Below are 5,332 nucleotides of genomic sequence, written 5' to 3'. Positions count from 1 at the left end.
CTGCAATTCTGCTACGCACAAAAAAAGGGCTGCGAAATACGCAACCCTTTGTTTTGTATGGTAAGTTCGGAGGTTCGAACTTAGCGCTTTGAGAACTGGAAGCTACGACGCGCTTTACGCTTACCGGGCTTCTTACGTTCAACAACACGGCTGTCACGTGTGATGAAACCAGCTGCCTTAAGTGCACCGCGCAAGGAGGGTTCATACAGTTGTAGCGCTTTGGAAATACCGTGCTTCACCGCACCGGCCTGACCAGAAAGACCGCCACCTTTTACAGTTGCCATAACGTCGAATTGATCTTCAACGCCTGCAACTGTGAATGGCTGACGCAGGATCATCTGAAGAACAGGACGTGCGAAGTAGACGTTAATCTCTTTGCCGTTGACTGTTACCTTGCCAGAACCTGGCTTGATCCAAACGCGGGCAACCGCGTCCTTACGTTTGCCTGTTGCGTATGAACGACCAAGTTCGTCACGAACTTGCTCACGCAAAGGGGCTGCTTCAACAACTGGGGCAACGGCAACGTCTGCTGCTACTGCGCTCAGCTCTTCGAGAGAATTGATTTGATCAGCCATTATTACACCCGTGTGTTTTTGGAGTTCATGGACTTAACGTCCAGAACATCAGGGTTTTGTGCTTCATGCGGATGATCGGAACCCGCATATACACGCAGGTTTGTCATCTGCTGACGGCTCAAAGGGCCACCTGGCAGCATGCGCTGAACCGCCTTAGTCATCACGCGCTCAGGGTATGCACCCTCAAGCAGCTCGCCCGCTGTGCGGAACTTGATGCCGCCCGGGTGGCCTGTGTGCCAGTAATATCTTTTGTCTGTGCGTTTCTTGCCAGTCATCTGCACTTTTTCAGCGTTGATGATGATGACATTGTCGCCCATATCCATGTGCGGCGTGAAGGACGGCTTGTGCTTGCCGCGCAAGCGCATAGCTACGATCGAAGCGAGACGGCCCAGAACAACGCCTTCAGCGTCGATCAAGATCCATTTCTTTTCGATGTCTGCTGGCTTTGCAGAGAAGGTTTTCATCGACATATACCCTTTGTAGGTCTTTTGAATCAGATGACGCGGACCAACCCGCGTCGAATGAGTGCGTTATACGCGCCGTGGTTTTCACGTCAAGCGCCACAACGGCTTATTAAGTGTTCAAAAACAACAACCTAACAATTGGGTATAATAATACCCCACTAAACACCTATCCGTTCTGGAGGGGAATCTAGAAGATCACGCAAACGCATCATCGCAGCTTCGAAGTGATCATGGTCAATTTGGGCGTTTATTGCGATGCGGACAGCATGGGGCGCGCGCGCTTCGCGGCCTATGAACTCTTCTGCGGGACGGATTTGAACCTTTTCGGCTTCTGCGGCTTGGCAAAAGGCCGATGCGCGCCAGCCCTCGGGAAGCTTTAACCAAACAAAGGGAACATCCTTGTGCCAGGTCAATTCATAACAGCCCAAGAGATTTACACAGGTTTGCACGTATTTGCTAAAGACCACATTCACTTTGGCCGCGCACTCTTGCGCACGTGGATCGCTCAACAAGCGCTCGGTTAAATCCGCAAGCGGTGTCGCAAGCCCGAAAAAGCCGTGTTCTGCGGAGCGACGCAGCGCTGGCACGTGGGGTTTGGGCGCAACCACAAAGCCGATGCGCAACGCAGGTGTAAGCGTTTTGGATATCGACGATACATACCAGCCCCTCTCAGGCGCCAACATACGATAGCTGGGTGCGCGCGTTGCACCCATACGGTAACAATCATCCTCGACGATCTGGATGTCACACACACGCGCAACGTCTACGATTTCTTCACGGCGGGTTTCTGGTGTGAACAAGGCCGTCGGATTATGCACTTCAGGGGATGTGCAAATGGCCTGTACGTTGTGGGTTTTGGCGATGGCCGCGATGGCTTCGGGGATCATGCCCTCATTATCCATCGGGACGCCAATTACTTCTGCACGCAAGAGTGCCGCGGCGCGTCGAAACCCTGGGTAGGACAGTTCTTCGACCAATATAACTGGTGCTGGCCCTGTTAAAATTGACTGCAACGCAAGGCTGACCCCGTTCTGGCCGCCATGGGACAGGACGATATCGCCTTCATCCAAAGACCCAAGCGGTGTGCCGCGCAACCAGTGCTTCACGGCTTCGCGTGCAGGTTTGAATGTTTGGCGGTTTGGATAGTGCATCACGCCTGATTGCGGGTTGGCCGCCACCTGCCCCATCAATGTCTGGATCAGCGACACTTGTCCCACATCTGGCAGTAAGGGCGAGGTCAGTCGCACCACATCGGGATGGGTTTCTGACGACGTTGGTTTTGTGACGACTTCGTTTAGAGTGTCGCAAACATCATTGGGGTCTTGCGCGACGCTGCGTTCGGCAACGAATGTACCCCGCCCAACTGCGGCTTCTAATGTGCCCTCATCGATCAAAAGCGAATAGGCGCGCGCAACTGTTCCGGGGGTTATCTTCAAATCCCACGCCAAATCACGCACGGGCGGCAGCTTTTGCTTCACCTGAAGCGTTTGTTCGACAATCGCTTCACGAATGGCATTTGCGAGGGCTTTGTATTTCGGGCCGTCACGATGTTCGATGCTGGGGAGCCAAATTGTATCCATTACAATCTTTCTGTAGACGTACAATGAATCACTTTGTATCCATATTTTATGAATTTATCAATATTGTGTCAATGCAATTATAAGAGTGTCCCATGTCGCAATCTCACGCTCTGATCTCAGAAGATCTCGCTTTTCTTGATCGTCAACGCCCAATGCCAATTCTGGCGATGCTGGCTGTCCGTGTTGCTGTGACCTGTTCAAAATGGGCGACGCATCATCATACGCGTAAGTCGCTCAACAATTTGGACGCTCATCTTTTGAGTGACATTGGCCTATCCGCTGACGCCGCTGATATTGAAGCGAACAAGAGGTTCTGGCAGCGCTAAGCTGTTAACGGACTGTTCCCACATTTCACGAACCTCTTACTTCGGCGGTCTTCATGTTTGTTCATGGACCGCCGCTTTTTACGTGCGCTGCCTTTCGCGCCAAATAATCAACGCACCTGCCCCAACGATCAGCAAAACGCCGGGGAACAATGTGTCCAACGGTGCTTCACCAAAGATAAGCCAGCCGAATAGCCCTGCGGTCAGAATTCCGAAATACCAGAACGGCGCTAAGACCGATGGGCTGGTTAGGCGGAACGCGATCATCATCAACAAAACGCCGATGCCGCCGATGGTGGACATCAACAAAATGAGCAAACCGTCATTTAGGCTGTGGATTGGTGAAAACTCTGTTGTAAAAGACGCAAGGAAGATTGCACCGACAGCAGACCCCGCAGAAGAATACAGGTATAACAGACCATTAGATGTTTGAGGGCCAAATTTACGTACGCTGACCATTGCAAACGCGTAACACGCGGCGGCACCGATAGGGAGCAATGCAGCGAGCGTGAAAGCGTCTGATCCTGGGCGTAGAATCGACATGACCCCCGCAAAGCCAATGAACAAAGCCGCGATGCGGTAAATGCCGACCTTTTCGCCCAAGTATAGGACCGAAAGGATGACAACGAAGAAGGCATTCGTTTGTCCTAAAGTGGCGACAGTCGCCAGTTCAAGCTGTGCAAGTGCTGAATAAAAGAAGATCTGCGCAACCGCGACGACAAGACCGCGAAACAGCGCCAGTTTCCATTGTTCAATCTTCAGGCTGCTCCATTTGAATTTTAACTCGCCCATCCAAATCAACAATAAAAGCGATGGGAATATGCCAAGCACGTTACGGTAGGCGGATAGCTCTTGAACGGAATAACTGGCCGCCAAGATACGTACTAGAATGGACATTGCATCAAAGCAAAGGATGGTCAGGATCAGTAAGCCAATGGCCTTTAGGCCGAGTCCCGAAAGTTGCCCTTGTGGTTCGCTCATTTGGGTGGAATTGCGTATGTAAGTGACGCGCGTGCGACGGGCGCTTTCATGCCTTCAGAATGTATCAATACATCCCCTACAGCCAACAGCCTGCCCAACTTCAAAAGACGCGCCGTTGCGATCAAATCAACGCCAGCCGCAGGTTTTCGCATGAAATCAATGCTACAATTGGTAGTAACTGCCAGCGTCACAGGTCCGATCATTGCCATTGTAGCAAGGTAAATTGAAACATCCGCCAATGAAAACATCGTTGGGCCACTAATTGTACCACCCGGACGCAAATGACGGTCTGCGACAGGCAAGCGCACGGTAACTTCCATCGGCACAACCGTTTCTACAATGTAGTCGGTTGCGACTTGCGGGAACTCGGTCTGCATCAGGGTATTCAACGCGCCCGCGTCCATTTTCAGTTCCATGGGTTTCCTCCCGCTACATCACACACTAGGCTTTGACTAAGTCATGAAGGAGAGCAAGATGGCAATTTTAGAACGTAACGACAAAAATGCTGTCGCGCACCTACATATGACTGCGCCTGAACGGCTAAATGCGCTCTCGGACGAGATGTTGGCGGCGCTACAATCCCAGCTTGATGAGTTGCGTGAAACGTCCTCGGTCCGGGCGGTTATTCTGTCTGGTGCTGGCAAAGCGTTCTGCGCGGGCCACGATTTGAAGCAAATGACTGCGGGTCGACAAGCCGAAGACGGTGGCAAAGCGTACTTCAAAGACCTCTTCGATCGCTGCGCACACATGATGCAAAGCATACGCGCCCTGCCCCAGCCCGTCATCGCCCAAGTCCATGGCATCGCGACGGCTGCCGGCTGCCAAATGGTGGCAAGTTGTGATTTAGCGGTTGCAGCACAGGGGACGCGCTTTGGTGTGAATGGTGTGAATATTGGCTTGTTTTGTTCGACCCCCATGGTCGCGCTCAGCCGCAACATTCCACCCAAACAAGCGTTTGAGATGCTGACAACGGGCAGTTTCATCCAAGCCGATCGCGCGCAAGAGCTTGGATTAATTAACCGCTCAGTTCCATTTGACGATCTGGCCAAGGAAACACAGGACTTGGCGGAAATCATTGCCGCAAAACTTGGCGCTGCCGTTAAGATTGGCAAATCTGCGTTTTACGAACAAATGGATATGAGCTTAGCTGAGGCGTATGAGTTTACGGGCAATGTGATGGTTGAAAACATGCTGTACCGCGACACTGAGGATGGGATTGCAGCATTCTTGGACAAGCGCACGCCTGTGTGGCCACAAGATTAAGCCGTGAAACAATACTGCGAAACAAGTGCTTTCGTTTCTGGCTTGGCGATAGTCTTGAGGTAATTGTGTCTTTGCAGAACCAGCTATACTGCCTTGCGCGTTCGATGCAAAGACACGTTAACCATAACGTTTGTTGACGTTAACCA

7 protein-coding genes are annotated in these 5,332 nt (G+C 51.9%); 2 read left to right on the top strand and 5 right to left on the bottom strand.

The window, feature by feature from the left end; translation table 11 throughout:
- Window positions 1–80 precede the first annotated feature (80 nt).
- The 3 genes from rpsI to QZ279_RS06920 form a co-directional block, all read right to left on the bottom strand.
- Window positions 81–575 (bottom strand): 30S ribosomal protein S9, encoded by a 495-nt coding sequence (rpsI, locus tag QZ279_RS06930; RefSeq protein ID WP_293449509.1) that lies wholly within the window; start codon window positions 573–575, stop codon window positions 81–83.
- 2 nt (window positions 576–577) lie between these two features.
- The gene (gene rplM, locus QZ279_RS06925) at window positions 578–1,039 is read right to left on the bottom strand and encodes a 50S ribosomal protein L13 (protein ID WP_293449507.1); all 462 of its coding nucleotides are present in this window, start codon (window positions 1,037–1,039) and stop codon (window positions 578–580) included.
- 158 nt (window positions 1,040–1,197) lie between these two features.
- Entirely contained in the window at window positions 1,198–2,619 is a 1,422-nt protein-coding gene (locus tag QZ279_RS06920) for a PLP-dependent aminotransferase family protein (protein ID WP_293449505.1), read from the bottom strand.
- A 92-nt stretch (window positions 2,620–2,711) separates the two neighbouring features.
- Here QZ279_RS06920 and QZ279_RS06915 point away from each other — a divergent pair, with 92 nt between their 5' ends.
- Complete coding sequence (locus QZ279_RS06915) at window positions 2,712–2,945, top strand: DUF1127 domain-containing protein (RefSeq protein WP_293449504.1); 234 nt, start codon at window positions 2,712–2,714, stop codon at window positions 2,943–2,945.
- A 78-nt stretch (window positions 2,946–3,023) separates the two neighbouring features.
- On the opposite strand, the gene QZ279_RS06910 is transcribed toward QZ279_RS06915, so the two are convergent.
- Both QZ279_RS06910 and QZ279_RS06905 read right to left on the bottom strand, forming a co-directional pair.
- Window positions 3,024–3,923: a DMT family transporter gene (locus QZ279_RS06910; protein WP_293449503.1), complete on the bottom strand. Its 900-nt coding sequence runs from the start codon at window positions 3,921–3,923 to the stop codon at window positions 3,024–3,026.
- Window positions 3,920–4,339 (bottom strand): PaaI family thioesterase, encoded by a 420-nt coding sequence (locus QZ279_RS06905; RefSeq protein ID WP_293449502.1) that lies wholly within the window; start codon window positions 4,337–4,339, stop codon window positions 3,920–3,922. Before QZ279_RS06905 ends, QZ279_RS06910 begins: the two co-directional genes overlap by 4 nt.
- A 58-nt stretch (window positions 4,340–4,397) precedes the next feature.
- Here QZ279_RS06905 and QZ279_RS06900 point away from each other — a divergent pair, with 58 nt between their 5' ends.
- A complete protein-coding gene (locus QZ279_RS06900; RefSeq protein ID WP_293449500.1) occupies window positions 4,398–5,186 on the top strand; it encodes an enoyl-CoA hydratase in 789 nt (262 codons plus the stop codon).
- Window positions 5,187–5,332 lie beyond the last annotated feature (146 nt).

The sequence above is a fragment of the Planktotalea sp. genome (genome assembly GCF_018607965.1).
In the GTDB taxonomy this organism is placed as follows: Bacteria; Pseudomonadota; Alphaproteobacteria; order Rhodobacterales; family Rhodobacteraceae; genus Planktotalea.
The sequence above is the reverse complement of the archived record's forward strand: the minus strand, read 5'-3'. Positions and strand labels throughout refer to the sequence as shown.